Below are 18,077 nucleotides of genomic sequence, written 5' to 3' on the forward strand. Positions count from 1 at the left end.
GCCCCCGGATCAGCGCAGCGCGTCATGGCAGGCCAGCACCGCCATGTTGACGATGTCGTTGGCGGTGGCGTCCATGGAGGTGATCTGCACCGGCTTGGAAAGCCCCACCAGAATCGGGCCGATGACGCTGACCCCGCCCAGCTTCTGCAGCAGCTTGGACGCGATGGTCGCCGAGTAGAGGCCGGGCATCACCAGCACGTTGGCCGGCTCCTTCAGGCGGCAGAACGGGAAGTGGGACAAGAGTTCCGGGTCCAGCGCCACGTCGGCGGCCATTTCGCCGTCATAGTCGAAATCCACCTTGCGGGAATCGAGCAGGGCCACCGCCTCGCGCATGCGGTCCGAGCGCTCGGAGCTGGGATTGCCGAAATTGGAATAACTGATCATGGCGACGCGGGGCTCGTGGCCCATCTGGCGGGCCTTGGCCGCCGTCTGCACCGCGATGTCGGCCAGCTGTTCCGGCGTCGGGGTCTCCATCACCGTGGTGTCGGCGACGAAGACCAGCTTGCCCTTGACCACGAACACCGTCATGCCGAACAGCAATTCGCCCGGCGTGGGGTCGATGACCTTCTTGATCTCCTCGAAGGCCTGCCAGTAGTTGCGGGTCAGGCCGGTGACCATGGCGTCGGCGTCGCCCGCCTGGACCATCAGGGAGCCGAAGATGTTGCGCTCCTGGTTGACCTGGCGCTGGACGTCGCGGTAGAGCGCGCCGCGCCGCTGCAGCCGGGCGTACAGCATGTCGGTGTAGTCCCGGGTGCGCGGCGAGATGCGCGAATTGATGATGTCGAGCGATTCGGCGGCCGGCAGGCCGATGTTCTTCATGGTCTCGCGGATGCGCTCCTCGCGGCCCAGCAGGATGGGATGGCCCAGCCCGGCATTGGAGAAGGCCACGGCGGCGCGGATCTGCTTTTCCTCTTCTCCTTCCGCGAACACCACCCGCTTGGGATTGGCCTTGACCGCCTCGGTGATGGCCTGCATGCCGGCGCTGGCCGGGTCGAGGCGGGCGGCCAGTTCGCGCTTGTAGCCGTTCATGTCGATGATCGGCTTGCGGGCCACGCCGGTATCCATGGCCGCCTTGGCCACGGCGGGGGGAATGGACGAGATCAGGCGGGGGTCGAACGGCACCGGGATGATGTAGTCGGGACCATAGCGCAGCCGCCGGCCGGAATAGGCGGCGTCCACCTCGTCGGGCACGTCTTCCCGGGCCAGGGCGGCGATGGCGCGGGCGGCGGCGATCTTCATGGCCTCGTTGATGGTGCTGGCCCGCACGTCCAGCGCGCCGCGGAAGATGTAGGGGAAGCCCAGCACGTTGTTGATCTGGTTGGGATAGTCGGACCGCCCGGTGGCGACGATGGCGTCGGAGCGCACCGCCTTCACGTCCTCCGGGGTGATCTCGGGATCGGGATTGGCCATGGCGAAGATGATGGGCCTGGGCGCCATGGAGGCCACCATCCCGGCCGTCACCGCGCCCTTGACCGACAGGCCGAGGAACACGTCGGCGCCCTCCAGCGCCTCGGCCAGGGTGCGGGCCTTGGTGGGGACGGCATGGGCCGACTTCCACTGGTTCATGCCCTCGGTGCGGCCCTGCCAGATGGTGCCCTTGGTGTCGCACAGGATGACGTTCTCGTGGCGGATGCCCATGGCCTTGGCCAGTTCGATGCAGGCGATGCCGGCGGCGCCGGCGCCGTTCACCACCACCTTGACCTGGGACAGATCGCGCCCGGTCAGGTCGCAGGCGTTGATCAGACCGGCCGCCGAGATGATCGCCGTGCCGTGCTGGTCGTCATGGAACACCGGAATGGGCATCAGTTCGCGCAGCCGCTGCTCGATGATGAAGCATTCGGGCGCCTTGATGTCTTCCAGGTTGATGCCGCCGAAGCTGGGGCCGAGATAGCGGACCGCGTTGATGAACTCCTCGACGTCGTGGGTGTCCACCTCGAGGTCGATGGAATCCACGTCGGCGAAACGCTTGAACAGCACCGCCTTGCCCTCCATCACCGGCTTGGAGGCCAGCGCGCCGAGGTCGCCCAGGCCCAGCACGGCGGTGCCGTTGGAGATCACCGCCACCAGGTTGCCCTTGGCGGTGTAGTCGTAGGCGAGCGCCGGATCGCGGGCGATGTGCAGGCAGGGAAAGGCCACACCCGGCGAATAGGCCAGCGACAGGTCGCGCTGGGTGGCCAGCGGCTTGGTGGGGACCACCTCGATCTTGCCGGGGCGGCCCGAGGCGTGCATCAGAAGGGTATCGCGCTCCAGCGCGCTGCTGCCCTTGGTCTCGGTCTCGCGCGACGTCTCCGAATGGAAATTGGTGCCCATGCGATCTCACTTCCCTGTCGTGTCGAATACCGGCGGGGCGTTGGGTCGCCCCGTCCTGGCCTGGTATTGAAGCGCGGCGGGCAGGCGCCCGTCAGCCCCCGGATTTCCGCTAATGCCGAATCCCCTTGGCGCGCTCGAAGATATGGACGTTGGCGCCGCCGGCGGAGTCCATCAGGGCGCGGGCCTTGGCCTCCTCCTCGGCGGTGTCCGTGGCGACCCACAGGACCACGCTGCCCGCCGCCAGCGCCCGGACGAAGTCGTCGGAATCGGGAATGGCCGCCACTTCGTCCAGCAATTCCTTGAGCGCCACGCCGCCCACTCCGGCCGCCACCAGCCCGGCGATCACCGCCCCCACCGGTCCGGCGGCCAGCGCGATCAGCCCGGCGGCCACCAGCGGGCCTTCGTATTTCATCTCGCCCACCATGGCCACCAGCCCGTCGCGCCACTTGCGCGCCTTGGCCCCCGCCGGTCCCTCGGCGGCGTCCAGCGAATCGTGGGAGGTCAGGACCGACAGCTTGTCGCGGCCGAAGCCTTCGGCCAGCAGGGCGGAGACCGCCGCCTCGAAATGGGCGCGGTCGGCGAAGGTGCCCACCACTTCGCGAAGGGCACCGGTGCGGGGGGCAAGGGCGGCGGTCATGGGATTCTCCTCGTTGGGACCTTGGAGAGTCATTGTGCGCCGAAAGCGGGACTCTGTTAAGGGGCGGGGAATGAAATCGGCGCGACAATTCGGCGGATCATGGAAATCGGGCCGCTTTGGTCCTATACTTCTCGAACCGGTCAACCGAGTGGTCCGCATGCGTCCGTCCGAAGCCGTCGCCCGATACCGTCAGGAACTGCTGGACATTGCCCGCCGCCACGGCGTGTCCAATGTGCGACTGTTCGGCTCGGCCTCGCGGGGCGAAGACCGCGAAGGCAGCGATGTCGATCTGCTGGTCGATCCCTCGGCCGAGACCACCCTGCTTGATCTGGCCCGCATCAAGCTGGAGGCCGAGGATCTCACCGGCCTCCCCTTCGACGTACGGACGCCGTTGTCGTTGTCGAAGCGCTTTCGGGAGAGTGTTCTCCGGGACGCCAAGTCGCTGTGAGCGATCTCCCTCCGAAAGATCGGCGATTGGACGTCGCCGCCTGCCTGGAAGATATGCTGGACTGCGTCGAGGCCATTCAGGAATACACTTAGGACATGTCCCACGCGGCTTTCGAGGATGACGCGAAGACGTTGGATGCGGTGCTGCGTCGCCTGGAAGTGCTCGGCGAGGCCGCCGGCAGGTTGCTCCGTCTGAACAGGCCGTTCCCGACCCTTGCTCTTCGGGAAATTTACGATATGCGCAACGCGCTGATTCACGGCTATGACGGCATTGATGTGTCCGTGGTGTGGAAGACTGTTCTCCGCGATATTCCGATATTGCGGCAGGCATTGACCGAGGAATTGGCGAAATATGACCAGGGTGACGCTCTATAAACCATACTCGCATGACGTGGGGTGGAGATATTTCTTTGGGCAGACGCTTGCGCCTCGCTCTCGTGGCCATGGTGCGGGGAAAGGGGAAATATTCAGATAGAGTTGATGCGGCAACCTCAGAGCTTGATGCTCTGGTGGAGAACGATTTCCCGCAGGAATTTCGCGCTGACGCAAAACTGCTTCTCGGTATGCGCGAGAAGGGGAGAAAAGATGTTGGCGCGGGGTGTGTGTACTGGAATTTCGATGGTTTATCTCCTCGGGAACGGGACGAATGGACGGATCTGCTCATCCGCATGTATTCGCGATACCATCAGGATGTCGGTCGTCATACGCCTGAATTGGCCGACATCGCTTGATGCGGCAATGGCTTGCCAGCCCCTTGCACCGTGACGTCTCCGTGATACTGTGCCGGGTCCCACTCACCGTTGCCCCGGATTGCGCCCCGTGACCGCCGAGACGCCCGCCATCGCCATTCCCGATGACGCCACGCCCATGATGGCCCAGTACCTGGCCATCAAGCGGGCCCATCCCGATTGCCTGCTGTTCTACCGCATGGGCGATTTCTACGAGCTGTTCTTCGACGACGCGGTCAAGGCCTCGGCGGCCTTGGACATCGCTCTCACCAAGCGGGGCAAGCATGCCGGCGAGGACATCGCCATGTGCGGCGTGCCGGTCCGCGCCTACGAGGCCTATCTCGCCAAGCTGGTGCGCTCCGGCTTCAAGGTGGCCATCGGCGAGCAGATGGAGGACCCGGCCGAGGCCAAGAAGCGCGGCTCGAAGGCGGTGGTGGCCCGGGACGTGGTGCGGGTCATCACGGCGGGCACCCTGACCGAGGACACCCTGCTGGACGCCCGCTCCCACAATTACCTGGCGGCGGTGGCCGAGGCGCAAGGCGCGCTGGGCCTGGCCTGGGTGGACGTGTCCACCGGCGACTTCGCCATGCAGGCCATCGGCCCGAAGACCCTGGCGGCGGCCCTGGCGCGGCTTAGCCCCGGCGAGCTGCTGGTCTCGGACCGCCTGCTGGGCAATGCCGACTTCACCGACGTGTGGGGCGAGTGGAAAACCGTGCTGTCGCCGCTGCCCACCGCCCGTTTCGATTCCGAGAATGCCCGGCGACGCCTCGAGGCGCTGTACGGCGTCGGCGCGCTGGACGGGTTCGGCGCCTTCACCCGGCCCGAGCTGGCGGCGGGCGGCGCCCTGGTCGATTACGTCGAGCTGACGCAAAAGGGCAAGCTGCCCCGCCTGTCCTTGCCGAAGCGCCTCGCCGAGGGCGCGGTGATGGAGATCGACGCGGCCACCCGGCGCAACCTGGAACTGGCCGAGACCCTTTCGGGCGAGCGCCGGGGCTCGCTGCTGGCCACCATCGACCGCACGGTGACGGGGGCGGGGGCACGCCTGCTGGCCGCCTGGCTGGCCGCGCCGCTCACCGATCCCCAGGCCATCGAATGGCGCCTCGACATGGTGGGGTTCTTCGTCGAGCACGAAAGCGTGCGCGGCCAATTGCGCGACACGCTGAAGCGCTGCCCCGACGTGGAGCGCGCCCTGTCGCGCCTGTCGCTGGGACGCGGCGGCCCCCGCGACCTGGCCAATGTCAGGGACGCCCTGGCCGAGATTCCCAATCTCCGCAATCTGGTCACCCAGCCCCACCTGGACACCCCGCCCGGCATCAATCAATGCGCCCGCGAGCTGGGCGAGCATTCCGCCCTGGTGGACCGCCTCGCCCGCGCCCTGGCCCCCGACCTGCCGCTCAACGCCCGCGACGGCGGCTTCATCGCCCAGGGCTATCACGAGGGCCTGGACGAGCTGAAATCGCTCAAGACAGAAAGCAGCGGCCTGATGATGCGCCTGGAAAAGCGCTACCAGGACGAGACCGGCGTGGCATCGCTGAAAATCCGCCACAACAACATCATCGGCCATCACATCGAGGTTCCCGCCAAGCAGGCCGACCGCCTGGGCGAGGGCTACATCCACCGCCAGACCATGGCCAACGCGGCGCGCTACACCACCACCGAGCTGATCGAGCTGGCCGGCAGGATCACCGGCGCCGCCGACCGCGCCCTGGCGCTGGAGATGGAACTGCTGGCCGACCTGATCGGCGAGGTGACGGCCAGGGCCGCCGAAATCGCCCTGGCGGCCTCCGCCCTGGCCGGTCTCGACTGCGCCTCGGCCCTGGGCGAGATGGCGTCGTCCTCCCGCTGGTCACGGCCGAAAATCGATGACAGCACCGCCTTCGACATCAGGGGCGGCCGCCATCCGGTGGTGGAGGCGGCACTGGCCGCCGCCAGTTCCGGCCCCTTCGTCGCCAACGATTGCGATCTGGCCGACCAGCAGCGCCTGTGGCTGGTCACCGGCCCCAACATGGCGGGTAAGTCCACCTTCCTGCGCCAGAACGCGGTGATCGCCATCCTGGCCCAGATGGGCTCGTTCGTGCCCGCCGAGTCCGTCCACATGGGCGTGGTGGACCGCCTGTTCTCGCGCGTCGGCGCCGCCGACGATCTGGCGCGCGGGCGCTCCACCTTCATGGTCGAGATGGTGGAGACCGCCGCCATCCTCAATCAGGCCGGTCCCCGCGCCCTGGTGATCCTGGACGAGATCGGGCGCGGCACCGCCACCTTCGACGGCCTGTCCATCGCCTGGGCGGTGGTCGAGCACCTGCACGAGGTCAATTGCTGCCGCGCCCTGTTCGCTACCCATTACCACGAGCTGACGCGGCTGACCTCGCGCCTGCCGGCTCTGTCCTGCCACATGATGCGGGTCAAGGAGTGGCAGGGCGACGTGGTGTTCCTGCACGAGGTGGGGGCCGGGGCCGCCGACCGCTCCTACGGCATCCACGTGGCGCGCCTCGCCGGCCTGCCGCCCGCCGTGGTGAGCCGCGCCGAGGAGGTGCTGGGCATCCTGGAAAAGTCGGACCAGGCGTCGGGCATGGCGCGGCTGGCCGACGACCTGCCGCTGTTCGCGGCGCTGGCCAAGCCCAAGCCCGCTCCCACCGCTCAGGCCTCTCCCCTGGAAGAGGCCCTGAAGGGCGTCAATCCCGACGATCTGTCGGCGCGACAGGCGCTGGACCTGGTCTACGAACTGAAGCGGCTGCTGTAAAGGCGGGCGGGACGCCCGCGCTCCGGGAGGTGTGTGGAGCGCGGGCGTCCCGCCCGCTCTTACCGCCGCAGGCCCGCCTGCCGCAGGCTACGGTCGATCCACGACTTGGACAGCTTCTCCCACACCGAGTTCTGGCCCAGGCGCTCGGCCAGGCTGGTGAAGTCCACCTTGTCGAGCGGCTGGTCCTGGTCGAAGCAGGTGAACACCACCTTCTCCTCGCCGGTGACCGGGTCCTTGTGCTTTTGCAGGCACTGGGCGCAGACCTCCTTCAGCATGCATTGCATGGGCGAGTTGATGGAGCCGATGCCCTGGTGCTCGCGCTTGAGGAAGGGGGCGAGGCGGTCGTGCCGCGCCTTGGCCACCGCCGCCATCATGCGGTCCGAGCCGATGGCGATGATGCGGTCCACGTCGGTGATGGGAATGGTCTGCTCGCCCAGGCGGCCCTCGCCATAGGCCACCATGGCCTCGACGATGTTGCCGACGAAGGCGCGGTCCTGGGGCCGGCCGGGGGCGAAGGATTCGCCCCCGTCCACGCACCACACCACCACGTCGGCGGCGGCCTCGATGTCGGCCACCTTGAAGCGGTCATGGGGGTTCTTGTAGCCGGCGAAGTACAGCACCCTGGAGCCCTTGGCGCGGAAGGCGGCGCCGATGGAGAACAGCACGGCATTGCCCAGGCCGCCGCCGGCCAGCAGCACGGTTTCCGAGCCGCAGACATGGGTGGGCGCGCCCGTAGGCCCCATCAGGACCACCGGCTCGCCGGGGGTGAGATGGGCGCACAGATCGCTTGATCCGCCCATCTCGAGGACGATCAGGCCGACGAGGCCCTGCTCCTTGTCCACCCAGGCGCCGGTGAGCGCCAGCCCCTCCATGGCCAGCGAGGTGTTGCCCACCTTGGCCGCCAGCATCTCGAAGTTCTGCAGGCGGAAGAACTGGCCGGGCCTGAAGGCCTGGGCCGCCGCCGGCGCCTTGACCACCACCTCGACGATGGTGGGCGTCAGGCGGTTGACCGCATGGACCTGGGCCCGCAGGCGGGCGTTGAGGGTGTCGAACAGGGTCGAGGCCGGCACCGGATTGGCGGGACGGCGGGCCATGGTGCGCGTCACCACCGGATGGCCCTGCTTGGCCGAGGCCATGGCCGAGACCACGTTGCCGGCATAGGACGGGTGCAGGTCGCCGAAGAAGCTGACGGTGCGGTCGTGGCCGTCGATGTGCATCAGCACGTGGATGCCGTCCGGCTTGGTGCGCCGTTCGGGCGTCACCGGATGGCCGTCCTCGTCCACCGCCTGAAAGTACTTGCCGTCCAGGTGGATGCCCTTGGCCTCGCGGGCCGGCGTGGTGTTGGGCACGGTGCCGGCCGCCACCAGCACGGCGCGGGCCGGCAGGCGGTGGGGCTGGCCGTCCCGGTCCTTGAACTGCACGCCGTTGGCCGAGCCGAAATCGTCGGTCTCCACCGCCACCGGACTCATGCCCTCGAGGAAGCGGATGCCTTCCTCCAGCGCCTTGGAGATTTCCTCGTGGTTGCGGTAGGCCGGGCTGTCGGTCAGCCCCCGGCGATAGGCCACGGTGGCGCCACCCCACGACTGCAGCAGTTCCAGGATGCGGGGCGCGCGACCCTCGGCGGCGGCGGCGCGGCGCTCGGCGCGGATGGCCTCGGCATGGGTGATGAACTCGTCGGCGATGGCGTGGTCCTCTTCCGACCAGTGGATTCGCACCGCGTGCTCGCCCCGTTCCGCCACCAGCTGCTCGTGGCGGGACAGGAACTTTTCCACCTGGACGGGGTAATAGGCCAGGGCCTCGGTGCAGGTGTCGATGGCGGTGAGCCCGCCGCCGATCACCACCACCGGCAGCCGCAGCTGCAGGCTGGCCAGCGTCCCCGGCCGGGCCGCGCCGGTCAGCTGCAAGGCCATCAGGAAGTCGGAGGCCTGGCGCACGCCCTTGGCCAGGCCGCCCGGCATGTCGAGGATGGTGGGCTTGCCCGCCCCCGTGGCCAGGGCCACGTGATCGAAGCCCAGCTCGAACGCCTCCTCCAGGGTCAAATTGCCGCCGAAGCGCACGCCCCCGAACAGGGCGAATTCCGAACGGCGCTCCAGCAGCAGGCGGATGACGTCGAGGAAGTTCTTGTCCCAGCGCACCGTGATGCCGTACTCGGCCACGCCGCCGAAGCCGCCCATCACCCGCTCGCCCAGGGGCTGCCACAGGGAGCGGATGTCGCGGACGGGACGGAAGGGCACGCGCTTGCCGAAGGCATCCACACCCGACAGGTCGGCGGCCAGCGGCTCGATCTTCAGCCCGTCCACCGCCACCACGTGGTGGCCGTCCTGCATCAGGTGATGGGACAGGGTATAGCCGGCCGGCCCCATGCCCACCACCAGCACCTTGCGCCCCGAGGGGGCCTTGGGCAGCGGGCGGCGGAGATTGGCGGGGTTCCAGCGGGTCAGCAGGGAATAGATCTCGAAGCCCCAGGGCAGTTCGAGGACGTCCTTCAACGTGCGGGTCTCGGCCTCGGGCACGTTGACGGGGTCGCGGTTCTGGTTCTGGTAGACGCAGGCGGTCATGCAGTCGTTGCAGATGCGGTGCCCGGTACCCGCCGCCATGGGATTGTCCACGGCGATGATGGCCAGCGCCGCCAGGGCGTGGCCGGCGGCCTTGGCCTCGTGCATCTCGGAGATCTTCTCCTCGAGCGGGCAGCCCTCCATGGCGACGCCGAGCGCGTTCTTGCTCGTCTCGCCGGTCTTTTTGTCCTTCATGCCCTTGGAGCAGGAATCGCGGCCCTGGTGGTGGCAGAGGATGCAGTAATTGATCTCGTCCAGCGCGCCCTTCAGATCGGTGCCGGCATCGGTGAGGTTGAAGCCCTCGCGGCGGCGCAGGCGGGCGGATTCGAATTCCAGGGCGGGCACGCCGCACAGCTCGCCCTTGACCACCGGCACCTGATGCAGGGGGTCGTGCTTGGCCGGCACCTTGAACAGGATGCCTTGAGGATGGTAGGCGCTCTCGTTGGCGGCCACCTTGGCGGCGGCCAGGCGGGCCGCCAGCTTCAGCTCTTCCCCGTGGGTGGCCTCGTCGTCCATCCAGGCGAGCACGCGCCGGGCGAAGCCGATCTCCGTGAACGGCTCGCCCACCTTCAGCGCGTATTCCATCTCCAGCGCGCGGGCATCCAGGGTGGCGGCCTCGTCCGGCTTGATCTCCTTCAGCGCCCGGCGCTGCACGAACAGGCGCTTGGCCTGATAGAGCGGCGCCAGCCCGTCCTGACGGGACCTGAGCTCGGCGACGGCGGTGCGGATGGCGAACAGTTCGGCCAGGAAGTCGTCCAGATGGGGCGCCAGTTCCACCAGCAGCGCCGCCTCCTCCTTGGGCGCCAGCGTATCGGGTTCGGCGCGGGCGGCCTTCAGCCGGTCGGCCAGGGCCGGGTCGGCGGCGGTCAGCGCGGCCAGGAAGGCGGCATCCACCCGCTCCAGGCCGGAGCGCCGGTACAGATCGTCAAAGGAAAGGCCATGCCCAAGGGCCGGATGCGTCATGTCCACACTCATCGTCTGAAAAGCCTCGAGATCAGCGGATACCCCCACTCGTCAACCTCATATGGCATTGTGTAGAATTATTCACAACGACAAAAATTTTGTGGTGAATTTGGGTAACCGCTCATTAACGCGGGCACGGCTACCATCGATACGGGGAGTGGGGCGCAGGACGGACAGGATGGATCATCCCGTGGAGAAGCCGGCGACCACCGAGGAGCAGGAGGCCCTGTTCCAGGCCCTCATCCTCAAGATGCCCGGCGTCAAGGACCCGGCCAAGCTGGAACAGCTGACCCTGCTGGCGCTGGACCTGATGCTGCGCCGCCCCTACGACAAGGATCTGCGCGACGCCCTGCGGCGCCGGACCCGCGACGTCGTCGCCCAGGTCAAGCCCGGCCACACCCCCGAGGTCCACGCCAACGAGATGCGTTTCGCGGCGCGGGGCTGCATCGAGGTGCTGCGCGCCGCCAAGGAGCAGCGCCTGCCGCGTTCCGCCACCGACAATTGGGCCCAGTCCAAGGACGGCAAGTTCCATGCCCATCTCCACGAGTCCGGCAAGGAAAGCCGCGCCCCGATGATCGCCGGGGCGGCGTTGCTGGCCGTGACGCTCGCCATCGGCGGCTACATTCTGTGGAGCCGGTCGCAGGCGCCGGTGGAGAACACCGGCTCCGAGACCGACCGCTTCGTCGCCCTGATGGTGGAGTCCGCCCAGGGCAACGCGCCGCCGTCGCACATGTTCGGCGGCGCCATCCGCGTAACCTCGATGAACGGCGTGCCGGTGGTGATCGCCGAAGGAGTGCCGCCGCGCATCTGCTCGGCCTCGGGAATGAAACTGGTGAAGAAGGGCCTGCTGTCCGTCAATGGCACCACCCCCACCCGTGTCTCGTCGGCCATCATCACCGAATTGTGCAACAAGGAGGGCGGTGGCGATGCCACCATCATGTGGGCGCCGAAATAGCGCCATCGCCCTGATCGTCGCCGGCCTCGCCTGGGCCGGCGCCGCCATCGCCGGACCCGATCTTTCCGGCCACCCCGAGCAGGGCGGCCTGATGCTGGGCCGCACCGAGCCCGGCGCCCGCGTCGAGCTCGACGGACGGCCGGTGCCGGTGGATTCCCGGGGCCGCTTCCTGCTGGGCTTCGGGCGGGATCACGGCCCCCTGGCCGAGCTGCGGATCACGCTGGCCGACGGGGGCGAGGACGTTCAAGCCCTGGCGGTGTCGCGCCGCGACTGGCCGGTGCAGCGCGTCGAGGGATTGCCGCGCGACAAGACCGAGCCCGACGCCGCCTCGCTGGCCCGGCTCCGGGCCGAGACCGAAATGGTCCGCGCCATCCGCGCCCGCGTCACCCTGGAGCCCCGTTTTTTCGAGGGCGGCGGGCTGCTGCGCCCCTCGAACGGCACGGTGTCGGGGGTGTTCGGCAGCCAGCGGGTCTACAACGGCATCGGCGGCGCCCCCCATTCCGGCCTGGACATCGCGGCGCCCACCGGTACGCCGGTCCATGCCTGCGCCGACGGCACGGTGGTTCTGGCCGCCCCCGACCTGTTCCTCACCGGCCGCACCGTGATGATCGATCACGGGCTGGGCCTGATCTCCAGTTACGCCCACCTGTCGCGCCTGGACGTCGCCGTGGGAACGGCCGTGCGCCGGGGGGACCGCATCGGCGCCATCGGCGCCACGGGCCTGGCCACCGGCGCCCATCTCCACTGGGGCATGTCCTGGCTTGACGTGCGCCTCGACCCCGAGACGACGGAGAACGCGCTTCGCGGCCTATACCTAGGTATAGGTGACACAACAAAGAAGTAGCGCTCTTACTCCTTGGTATGATATCTACTCCCTACGGATAGGCTCTGTGGGGACGCCATGCGCTCGCGACTGGCCGCCGCCGGTGAACATGACACCCTTGGCGACGACATTCTGGATGAGTTGGAGGGTGAGGCTCTGGTGATCCTGGAGCATCCCGACCAGCATGCCACCATCACGGTGAACATGGCCCGCAAGACGCTGGCCATCATCCGTCGGATTCGCGGGGGCGACATTCCCGTCGGCGCATCCCAGGTGGCCTGAGCCTTCCTCTTCCCCCCTTCCCGGACATGGCGTAATAATCCCGCCTCCCGCGTTCGCCCTGTTCCGAGGTCGTCATGAAATCCCTGTGGTCCGATGCAGATGCCGAATCCTTCGTCGCCAGATACGCGCCGCAGGGCGTGAACCGTGATCTGGCGCTTCGGGTCTATACCACCCGGCTGCTGGGCGGCGACCCCAGGCTGGTGCTGCACGGCGGCGGCAACACCTCGTGCAAGACCACCGTCAAGGACCTGCTGGGCGACGACGTCGAGGTTCTGTGCGTCAAGGGCTCGGGCTGGGACATGGGCGACATCGAGCCGGCCGGCCTGCCCGCCGTGCGCCTTGCACCGCTGCTGAAGCTGCGCCAGCTGGACCGGCTCTCCGACGAGGACATGGTGGATTACCAGCGCGGCAACCTGATGAACTCGTCGTCGCCCAACCCGTCGGTGGAGACGCTGCTGCACGCCTTCCTGCCGCACAGGTTCATCGACCACACCCATTCCACCGCCGTGCTGTCCCTGGTGGACCAGCCCGATGGCGAGGCCCTGGCCCGCGAGGTCTACGGGCCGCGCATGGGCTACGTGCCCTACATCATGCCCGGCTTCGCCCTGGCCAGGAAGGCGGCCGAGGTTTTCGAGCAGGACCCGACCGTCGAGGGCCTGATCCTGGTCAAGCACGGCATCTTCACCTTCGCGGATGATGCCCGCACCGCCTATGAGCGGATGATCGAGATGGTGACCCTGGCCGAGCAGCGCCTGGAGCGGGGACGGAAGCCCCTGGTTCCCGCCCGGGGCCTGCCCAAGGAGGTCGCGCCGCTCGCCGAGGCGGCCCCCATCCTGCGCGGCCTGCTGGAAGGCGGGGGCAAGCGCCGCATCCTGGATTTCCGCACCAGCCCGGCCATCCTGGCCTATGTCAACGGCGCCGAGGTGTCGCGCTATTCCCAGCAGGGCGTGGTCACCCCCGACCACACCATCCGCACCAAGAACTGGCCGGTGGTGCTGCCCTCCCCCGAAGCGGGCAAGCTGTATCTGTGGGCCGATTCGGTCCGCGCCGCCATCGAGGCCTTCGAGGCCCGCTACCACGCCTATTTCAGCCGCAACAACCAGCGCCTGGGCGGCATCAAGACCGAGCTCGACCCCAAGCCCTGCGTCGCCCTGGTGGCCGGGCTCGGCCTGTTCGGCATCGGCGCGTCGGCCAAGGACGCGGCCATCGCCGCCGACATCGCGGTCAACACGGTGGAAAGCATCACCGACGCCGAGGCCATCGGCCGCTTCGAGCCGGTGGGCGAGGCCGACCTGTTCGACCTGGAATACTGGTCGCTGGAACAGGCCAAGCTGGGCAAGGCCGCCGAGAAGCCCCTGGCCCGCCAGGTGGTGGTGGTCACCGGCGGCGGGTCCGGCATCGGCGCCGCCACCGCCAAGGCCTTCGCCAAGGAAGGCGCCGAAATCGCCGTGCTCGACCGCGACGGCGACGCGGCGGCCAAGGCCGCCAAGGCCTGCGGCGGCAAGGCCATGGGCGTCGCCTGCGACGTCACCGACCCGGCCTCGGTCCGCGCCGCCTTCGACCGGGTGGCCGAGCGCTTCGGCGGCGTGGACGTGGTGGTCAGCAATGCCGGCGCCGCCTGGCAGGGCGCGGTGGGCGAGGTGGACGATGCCACCCTGCGCGCCTCGTTCGAGTTGAACTTCTTCGGCCATCAGAGCGTGGCGCAAAACGCCCTGCGCATCTTCAAGGCCCAGGACACCGGCGGCGTGCTGCTGTTCAACGCCTCGAAGCAGGCGGTCAATCCGGGCAAGAATTTCGGCCCCTACGGCCTGCCCAAGGCCGCCACCCTGTTCCTGATGAAGCAATACGCCCTGGATCACGGCCGGGACGGCATCCGCTCCAACGCCGTCAACGCCGACCGCATCCGGTCCGGCCTGCTCACCGACGACATGATCAAGAGCCGCTCGTCGGCCCGCGGCCTGTCGGAACAGGACTACATGGGCGGCAATCTGCTGGGCCGGGAAGTCACCGCCGAGGACGTGGCCGACGCCTTCGTCTGGCTGGCCAAGGCCTCCAAGGTCACCGCCTGCACCGTCACCGTGGACGGCGGCAACATCGAGGCATCCTTGCGATAGGACAAGGGGCGGAGAAAACCTCCGCCCCTGTGCCCAGAGTTTGTCCGAGTCTGGTTGAATCGATGCCGCCTCCTCGCCCGTCACCCCGGCCTTGAGCCGGGGTCCAGGGGGAGCATAACAAATGTCATCGTCTGCGGCTCCTGGGTCCCGGATCAAGTCCGGGACGACGAGGTCAAGAGCTTCAACCTAAGTCGCACAGACTATAAGATGGTCCGGCCTACTTCCAGCCGGCTTCCTTTTCGCACGCCTTCATCTCGGCGGGATGGGTCTTTTCCCAGGCACTGATGGACAGGGTCTCGTTGTCGTCCATCTTGTTGTTCATGCAGGTACAGTACTTGGTGACCACCTCCATGGAGACCTTGGCGTCGGCGTTGTCCTTGATGCACTTGGCGACCCACTTGGTGTCGTCGGCACCGGCGAAGGCGGCGCCCGGCGCGGCGAGCAGAAGTCCAAGACACGCGGCGGCGATGAATGTCTTCATGATCCCCTCCCTTCCTTTTTCCCCAAAAGGCCATCCCTTCCAGGGGACTGGAGAAAGGTAATATGGGGCCGTTATCGCCTTTTGCTAAGGGGAATCAGCACACGGTGCAGCGGGTCATGGGCAGGTCGCGCCGGATCCAGCCCGGCCCGGCGCTTGATCCCGCCATGCCCTCCGACACGTCGAGGATACGGGTGAAGCCGGCATCGGCCAGCGCCTTGGCGACCGAGGCCGAGCGGTTGCCGGTGCGGCAGATGAGCGCGATGGGGGCGTTGCGGTCGCCCTTGGCGGCGGCCAGCAGGTCGCGCACGAAGCCGGCCCCGCCCTCGGGGTGGCGCATGGGAATCAGCCTGGCGCCGTCGGCCACTCCGGTCTGCTTCCATTCCTCGGGCTGGCGGATGTCCACCAGCACCACCTCGCCCTTCCTGGCCGCCTGCAGCGCCTCGGGGGCCGAGATGGTCTTGACCTCCGCCAAAGCGGGGAAGGCCAGGGAGAGCAGCAGGACGGCGGACAGCAGGACACGCATGGGGAACCTCGTTTGTTGAGGCCTTGCTAATACACCTTCCGCCGTGTCGCCAGCAAGGCCACAGCCTCGTCGCGGGTGCGCACCCCCAATTCCAGCAGCAGCGGCGGTTCCAGCCCGCAGGCCGCCAGGGATTCGCGGTCGGCCAGCACGTGGGCGGCCTCGCCCTGGGCGATCACCCTTCCGCCCTGGAACAGCGCCACCCGGTCGGCGAACTCGTAGGCCAGATCCACCTCGTGGGTGGTGAAGACCAGGGTGGTGCCCGCCCGGGCCAGACGGTCCAGCGCCGCCAGCAGGCGCTTGGCCCCCGGATGGTCGAGACCGGCCAGGGGTTCGTCCAGCAGCAGCACCTCGGGCTCCATGGCCAGGGCGCCGGCGATGGCGACGCGCTTCTTCTGCCCGAAGGACAGCATGTGGGTGGCGCGCCCGGCCAGGTCAAGGATGCCCAGCGCGTCCAGCGCCGCCTCCACCCGCCGCCGGGTCTCCGCCTCCGACAGGCCGAGATTGAGCGGCCCGAACGACACGTCCTCGGCCACGGTGGCGGCGAACAGCTGGTCGTCGGGTTCCTGCAGCACCAGACCGACCCTCTTGCGCCAGCCGGTCAGCGCAGCCCGCGAATGGCCCATGACTTCGCCGTCGAGGAACACCGCGCCGGACGCGGGCTTCAGGGTGCCGTTGAGATGCAGCAGCAAGGTGGTCTTGCCCGCCCCGTTGGGGCCGAGCACGGCCAGCCGCCGCCCCCGCTCCACCGCGAGATCAAGACCGGCGAGCGCCGCGACGCCGCCGGGATAGGCATAGGAAAGCCCCTTGGCCTCGAGGATCAGGCCAGCCACAGGCTCACCCCCGCCAGCAGGGCGTGGCCGCCCAGGATCGACGCCAGCACCGGGCCGGAGGCCGGCCGCGCCGCCGACAGCATGGGCAGCGAGCCGTCGAAGCCCCGCGCCGCCAGCCCCACCTCCAGCCGCCGCGCCCGGTCCAGGGCGCGCGGCAGCAGCTGGGCGATCAACAGGCCCAGCGAGCGCATCTGCCGCCTTGGCCCGAACCAGCCGAGCCGGGCCTGCTGCGCCGTGCGGATGGCGGCGGCCTGATCGAGCAGCAGGAAGATGAACGTCCAGGTCAGCAGCATGATCTCGGCGATCTCGGCGGACAGGCCCAGCCGGCGGAGTCCCCGCACCAGATCGGGGGCCGGCGTGGTGGCGGCCAGCAGCAGCAGGGCGGCGACCGAGGCCGACGCCCGCAGCACCACCTGGGCGGCCCGCACTCCCTGGTCGGCGGCCAGACGCAGCCCCTGGGAATCAACGTCCACCGCCAGGGCGGCCGCCCCGGTCAGCACGAAGCCGAGCGGAATCGCGTTGAGCCGCAGCCAGTCGCCCGGCGGCACCTTCGCCGCCCCCAGAGCCAGGCCCCAGGCGACGGCCAGCACCAGCGCCGCCCCCGGAAAGGGAGGCAGCGCCAGGGCCAGCAGCAGCAGGCCGAGGGCGAGCGCCGCCTTCTCGGCCGCCGCCCGCTTTCGCCATGGTCCCGTCTGGGACAGACGGTCGATGGAAAGCGTCACGTCTTCCGCCGGCCGTGCCGCCGTCCGATGACGTAGCCCAGCAGCCCGGCCCCGAAGGCGGCCTGCAGCGCGAACAGCACTCCCTCCATTTCCTTGGAGGGCTGCCAGAAGGGTTCGGTCCACTTCTCGTACCCGGGATTGCTGGACGCCACCACCTCGCTGGCGGCGTCGTCGGTGCCGCCGAACCTGGCGTCGGGCATCATCACCAGCGGAGCGGCGATGATCAGGGCGGCGGCGCCCAGCAGCAGGGAGTTGGTGCGCGCGCTCATGCCCGGACTCCCTCGATGCGAAGCTGGCGGGCCTTCAGGGCGTTCATCACCACCACGGTGACCAGTCCCTCGGCCACCGCCAGGGGCAATTGGGTGACGGCGAAGATGCCGGAGAACTTGGCGTAGGCGCCGGCGAAGCCGGTCTCGGCGTCGGGGAAGGCCAGCGCCAGCTGCAGCGACGTCACCAGATAGGTGGCGAGGTCGCCCAGGAACGCGGCCAGGAACACCGCCACCGCGAAGGGCACGCCCAGGCGCCCGGCCAGCCTCCACACGCCATAGGCCACCCACGGCCCGGCGATGGCCATGGAAAAGACGTTGGCCCCCAGGGTGGTGAGGCCGCCATGGGCCAGCAGCAGGCCCTGGAACAGCAGGACGATGGTACCGATCACCGCCATGATTCCGGGGCCGAACTGCATGGCGCCCAGCGCCGTGCCGGTGGGATGGGAGCACGAGCCGGTGACGCTGGGCAGCTTCAGCGCCGACAGCACGAAGGTGAAGCCGGCCGCCGCCGCGATGTCGAGCCGCGCCTCGGGCCGGTCGGCCAGGATGCGCTTCAAGGAGCGCGCGCCCGCCACCACGAAGGGGGCGGAGACGAGGCTCCAGGCCACGGCGTGCCCGGCGGGAAGGAACCCTTCCATGATATGCATGATGAACAGACTCCGTTCGTCGAGAGACAATCCCTGTCGCTGCGAAACGGA

At 68.7% G+C, this 18,077-nt stretch carries 17 protein-coding genes; 8 read left to right on the plus strand and 9 right to left on the minus strand.

Going from position 1 to position 18,077, the window contains the following annotated elements; genetic code table 11:
* Positions 1–9: 9 nt before the first annotated feature.
* Positions 10–2,310 carry an NADP-dependent malic enzyme gene (locus tag ACV4UZ_RS09150; protein WP_491600576.1) on the minus strand — a complete coding sequence of 767 codons (2,301 nt, stop codon included), beginning with the start codon at positions 2,308–2,310 and terminating at the stop codon, positions 10–12.
* Between the two features lie 109 nt (positions 2,311–2,419).
* A complete protein-coding gene (locus ACV4UZ_RS09155) occupies positions 2,420–2,947 on the minus strand; it encodes a hypothetical protein (RefSeq protein ID WP_491600577.1) in 528 nt (175 codons plus the stop codon).
* 157 nt (positions 2,948–3,104) lie between these two features.
* Here ACV4UZ_RS09155 and ACV4UZ_RS09160 point away from each other — a divergent pair, with 157 nt between their 5' ends.
* The 4 genes from ACV4UZ_RS09160 (at position 3,105) to mutS (ending at position 6,862) form a co-directional block, all read left to right on the plus strand.
* Complete coding sequence (locus tag ACV4UZ_RS09160) at positions 3,105–3,395, plus strand: nucleotidyltransferase family protein (RefSeq protein ID WP_491600578.1); 291 nt, start codon at positions 3,105–3,107, stop codon at positions 3,393–3,395.
* Between the two features lie 95 nt (positions 3,396–3,490).
* Positions 3,491–3,769, plus strand: coding sequence for a HepT-like ribonuclease domain-containing protein (locus ACV4UZ_RS09165; RefSeq protein WP_491600579.1), 279 nt, complete (start codon positions 3,491–3,493; stop codon positions 3,767–3,769).
* Positions 3,770–3,804: 35 nt separating this feature from the next.
* Positions 3,805–4,125, plus strand: a complete 321-nt coding sequence (locus tag ACV4UZ_RS09170; RefSeq protein WP_491600580.1) for a hypothetical protein — start codon at positions 3,805–3,807, stop codon at positions 4,123–4,125.
* 136 nt (positions 4,126–4,261) lie between these two features.
* On the plus strand, positions 4,262–6,862 hold the full coding sequence (mutS, locus tag ACV4UZ_RS09175; protein WP_491600617.1) for a DNA mismatch repair protein MutS: 2,601 nt from the start codon (positions 4,262–4,264) through the stop codon (positions 6,860–6,862).
* 59 nt (positions 6,863–6,921) lie between these two features.
* Here the strand turns inward: mutS and ACV4UZ_RS09180 are convergent, their stop codons facing one another.
* Positions 6,922–10,380 (minus strand): FAD-dependent oxidoreductase, encoded by a 3,459-nt coding sequence (locus tag ACV4UZ_RS09180; RefSeq protein ID WP_491600581.1) that lies wholly within the window; start codon positions 10,378–10,380, stop codon positions 6,922–6,924.
* Positions 10,381–10,558: 178 nt separating this feature from the next.
* Here ACV4UZ_RS09180 and ACV4UZ_RS09185 point away from each other — a divergent pair, with 178 nt between their 5' ends.
* From ACV4UZ_RS09185 to ACV4UZ_RS09200, 4 genes are all read left to right on the plus strand, one after another.
* Positions 10,559–11,335 carry a hypothetical protein gene (locus ACV4UZ_RS09185; protein ID WP_491600582.1) on the plus strand — a complete coding sequence of 259 codons (777 nt, stop codon included), beginning with the start codon at positions 10,559–10,561 and terminating at the stop codon, positions 11,333–11,335.
* Entirely contained in the window at positions 11,307–12,179 is an 873-nt protein-coding gene (locus ACV4UZ_RS09190; protein ID WP_491600583.1) for a M23 family metallopeptidase, read from the plus strand. The genes ACV4UZ_RS09185 and ACV4UZ_RS09190 overlap by 29 nt, the downstream gene beginning before the upstream one ends.
* 57 nt (positions 12,180–12,236) lie before the next feature.
* Entirely contained in the window at positions 12,237–12,440 is a 204-nt protein-coding gene (locus ACV4UZ_RS09195) for a hypothetical protein (RefSeq protein WP_491600584.1), read from the plus strand.
* A gap of 74 nt (positions 12,441–12,514) precedes the next feature.
* The gene (locus tag ACV4UZ_RS09200) at positions 12,515–14,554 is read left to right on the plus strand and encodes a bifunctional aldolase/short-chain dehydrogenase (RefSeq protein ID WP_491600585.1); all 2,040 of its coding nucleotides are present in this window, start codon (positions 12,515–12,517) and stop codon (positions 14,552–14,554) included.
* Between the two features lie 217 nt (positions 14,555–14,771).
* Here the strand turns inward: ACV4UZ_RS09200 and ACV4UZ_RS09205 are convergent, their stop codons facing one another.
* The 6 genes from ACV4UZ_RS09205 to ACV4UZ_RS09230 form a co-directional block, all read right to left on the minus strand.
* Entirely contained in the window at positions 14,772–15,035 is a 264-nt protein-coding gene (locus tag ACV4UZ_RS09205) for a hypothetical protein (protein ID WP_491600586.1), read from the minus strand.
* 94 nt (positions 15,036–15,129) lie between these two features.
* Positions 15,130–15,558, minus strand: a complete 429-nt coding sequence (locus tag ACV4UZ_RS09210; RefSeq protein WP_491600587.1) for a rhodanese-like domain-containing protein — start codon at positions 15,556–15,558, stop codon at positions 15,130–15,132.
* Between the two features lie 26 nt (positions 15,559–15,584).
* Positions 15,585–16,388 (minus strand): energy-coupling factor ABC transporter ATP-binding protein, encoded by an 804-nt coding sequence (locus tag ACV4UZ_RS09215; RefSeq protein ID WP_491600588.1) that lies wholly within the window; start codon positions 16,386–16,388, stop codon positions 15,585–15,587.
* Complete coding sequence (gene cbiQ / locus ACV4UZ_RS09220; protein ID WP_491600589.1) at positions 16,376–17,110, minus strand: cobalt ECF transporter T component CbiQ; 735 nt, start codon at positions 17,108–17,110, stop codon at positions 16,376–16,378. Before cbiQ ends, ACV4UZ_RS09215 begins: the two co-directional genes overlap by 13 nt.
* A complete protein-coding gene (locus ACV4UZ_RS09225; RefSeq protein ID WP_491600590.1) occupies positions 17,107–17,379 on the minus strand; it encodes an energy-coupling factor ABC transporter substrate-binding protein in 273 nt (90 codons plus the stop codon). The genes cbiQ and ACV4UZ_RS09225 overlap by 4 nt, the downstream gene beginning before the upstream one ends.
* Positions 17,376–18,026: an energy-coupling factor ABC transporter permease gene (locus ACV4UZ_RS09230; protein WP_491600591.1), complete on the minus strand. Its 651-nt coding sequence runs from the start codon at positions 18,024–18,026 to the stop codon at positions 17,376–17,378. The genes ACV4UZ_RS09225 and ACV4UZ_RS09230 overlap by 4 nt, the downstream gene beginning before the upstream one ends.
* Positions 18,027–18,077 lie beyond the last annotated feature (51 nt).

Source organism: Paramagnetospirillum sp., assembly GCF_058402745.1.

Bases quoted from the DNA above. Each gene is read 5' to 3' on its own strand.
- ACV4UZ_RS09150 (WP_491600576.1), bottom strand. From the start codon at position 2,310: ATGGGCACCAATTTCCATTCGGAGACGTCGCGCGAGACCGAGACCAAG.
- ACV4UZ_RS09155 (WP_491600577.1), bottom strand. From the start codon at position 2,947: ATGACCGCCGCCCTTGCCCCCCGCACCGGTGCCCTTCGCGAAGTGGTG.
- ACV4UZ_RS09160 (WP_491600578.1), top strand. From the start codon at position 3,105: ATGCGTCCGTCCGAAGCCGTCGCCCGATACCGTCAGGAACTGCTGGAC.
- ACV4UZ_RS09165 (WP_491600579.1), top strand. From the start codon at position 3,491: ATGTCCCACGCGGCTTTCGAGGATGACGCGAAGACGTTGGATGCGGTG.
- mutS (WP_491600617.1), top strand. From the start codon at position 4,262: ATGATGGCCCAGTACCTGGCCATCAAGCGGGCCCATCCCGATTGCCTG.
- ACV4UZ_RS09180 (WP_491600581.1), bottom strand. From the start codon at position 10,380: ATGACGCATCCGGCCCTTGGGCATGGCCTTTCCTTTGACGATCTGTAC.
- ACV4UZ_RS09185 (WP_491600582.1), top strand. From the start codon at position 10,559: ATGGATCATCCCGTGGAGAAGCCGGCGACCACCGAGGAGCAGGAGGCC.
- ACV4UZ_RS09190 (WP_491600583.1), top strand. From the start codon at position 11,307: ATGCCACCATCATGTGGGCGCCGAAATAGCGCCATCGCCCTGATCGTC.
- ACV4UZ_RS09195 (WP_491600584.1), top strand. From the start codon at position 12,237: ATGCGCTCGCGACTGGCCGCCGCCGGTGAACATGACACCCTTGGCGAC.
- ACV4UZ_RS09200 (WP_491600585.1), top strand. From the start codon at position 12,515: ATGAAATCCCTGTGGTCCGATGCAGATGCCGAATCCTTCGTCGCCAGA.
- ACV4UZ_RS09205 (WP_491600586.1), bottom strand. From the start codon at position 15,035: ATGAAGACATTCATCGCCGCCGCGTGTCTTGGACTTCTGCTCGCCGCG.
- ACV4UZ_RS09210 (WP_491600587.1), bottom strand. From the start codon at position 15,558: ATGCGTGTCCTGCTGTCCGCCGTCCTGCTGCTCTCCCTGGCCTTCCCC.
- ACV4UZ_RS09225 (WP_491600590.1), bottom strand. From the start codon at position 17,379: ATGAGCGCGCGCACCAACTCCCTGCTGCTGGGCGCCGCCGCCCTGATC.
- ACV4UZ_RS09230 (WP_491600591.1), bottom strand. From the start codon at position 18,026: ATGCATATCATGGAAGGGTTCCTTCCCGCCGGGCACGCCGTGGCCTGG.